Raw genomic sequence first — 1,670 nt, forward strand, 5'->3', positions numbered from 1 at the left:
TTATAGGTTTTTTTTCGGCTGGGTTGTTTTTGTTCTTTCATCTTTATTTGTAATAAGTTGTCTAATTTTTAGTCAACCTATTTCAGGAAAGTACATTTTTCTCGCTTGCAGGTAACGGTCTTGTATATGAAACGTAGCGTGTAAAAAGACACTAACTTTTCGGATTATACACGAGCCGAATTTTTAAATTTTTCTTTTTATCTTAATTTCAAAAAAGCCAAATTTAAAAATTTGGCGGTCTTTGCAAATACACACAAACCTCTCGGAAAGCCTTTAATAGCTATGTTTTATATACGTTGTTGTAGCCAGTACTTTAATTCCATATTTAATTTTCTTAATCCATTTTCACTACTTTGGTTTCATCTAAAACTCTTTTAATTAATATTGGTCCGATAACAATATAAATTAGAGCAGTATATAGTCCAGAAAAATATCCTCCGACATAAAGTGAAATTAATATATGACCAATTGAATTTAATAGTACTCCTACAAGAATGAAGAATAAGGGGATTATCATTAACTCTTTTATTTTCTTAAATAAAATAATTCCACCAATTATAAAAACGAAATAGGCTACCATATTAAAAACTAACCAATAATCCAAAGGATATTCTTCCCGACCCAATAACTTGGGAACTTCGATAGTAAAATCAGTTAAATATTCTTCAGTAAAGTGAATAAACTGAATTCCTAATGCCAACAAGTAAAGTGGTAATATTCTTTCAGGGTTTGGGGTCTTTTTATAAAAAGTATTTAAGTAAAGTAAATACGATACAATTACACCAGGAATAAATACTATAACAGAGTTTAGAGTCAAAGAAACAATCCAGAATATCACAATCGCGATGCTTGCAATTACCAATGGAATTAAAATGTGTTTATTTAATTTAGTCATTTATCTATTTTCAATAGTTGTTGTGACTTTATTCACTATTGGCTACAAACATTGTTGTAACCAGTTCTTGTTTTTTACATTTTTTTATAAATCCCTTCAAAAGCTTTGCTTATTGTCTCACCTTTTTCATTTAGGATATCCCATCTTTGTGTAACAGAACCGTCATCATTTTTTGTCCAGGTAATCTGATTATAATAGTTTCCTTTTGAGCCTTTAGTGAGTTTACTTTTAAGTACCATAGCTCCGTCTTTATTAATATTTCCCTTTAAGTTGAGCACATTACCAGTACCACTAATCCAAACTTGATTCCAAGTGCTATCGCTCAAATCAAAAAAATTATAACTTGTTCCTGTATTAGTTTTGTTTGAGGCTATCCAATTTTCTTGCAATACACATCCATTTTGCATTTTTACAATCTTGTTGGTTCCAACAATTATTCCTTCTGTATTATAAACAGTCCAATCTCCAATCCAAAAATCAAAGGCTTTATGGTTTTCAGTACAGCAAGAACAAGGGTTGTTATTTTGTGCCAATGAATAATTAAAATTCATTAAAAGAATTAGGATAGTTAGACTAATTATTTTCATTTTCATTCTTTTATTTTTTAATTAAAATTAGTTTCAAATGTGACAAATTTGTATTATACTGATATAGGTTGACCATTTTTTTATTAAAATTCGTTTTATTAAATAGTCAAATACTGTAAATTTTGTTTATTTCTTCGATAGCTTTTATAATTTACATTTTGATTTATATGTACGTGTTTTGGCGTTAA

2 protein-coding genes are annotated in these 1,670 nt (G+C 28.4%); both read right to left on the bottom strand.

The window, feature by feature from the left end; genetic code table 11:
* Window positions 1-334: 334 nt before the first annotated feature.
* The gene (locus tag BX611_RS00030; RefSeq protein WP_115877456.1) at window positions 335-895 is read right to left on the bottom strand and encodes an HXXEE domain-containing protein; all 561 of its coding nucleotides are present in this window, start codon (window positions 893-895) and stop codon (window positions 335-337) included.
* Between the two features lie 74 nt (window positions 896-969).
* Window positions 970-1,482 (bottom strand): hypothetical protein, encoded by a 513-nt coding sequence (locus tag BX611_RS00035; protein WP_147296382.1) that lies wholly within the window; start codon window positions 1,480-1,482, stop codon window positions 970-972.
* Window positions 1,483-1,670: the final 188 nt, after the last annotated feature.

Origin of the sequence: Lutibacter oceani (genome assembly GCF_003384935.1) — a bacterium.
Classification (GTDB): domain Bacteria; phylum Bacteroidota; class Bacteroidia; order Flavobacteriales; family Flavobacteriaceae; genus Lutibacter; species Lutibacter oceani.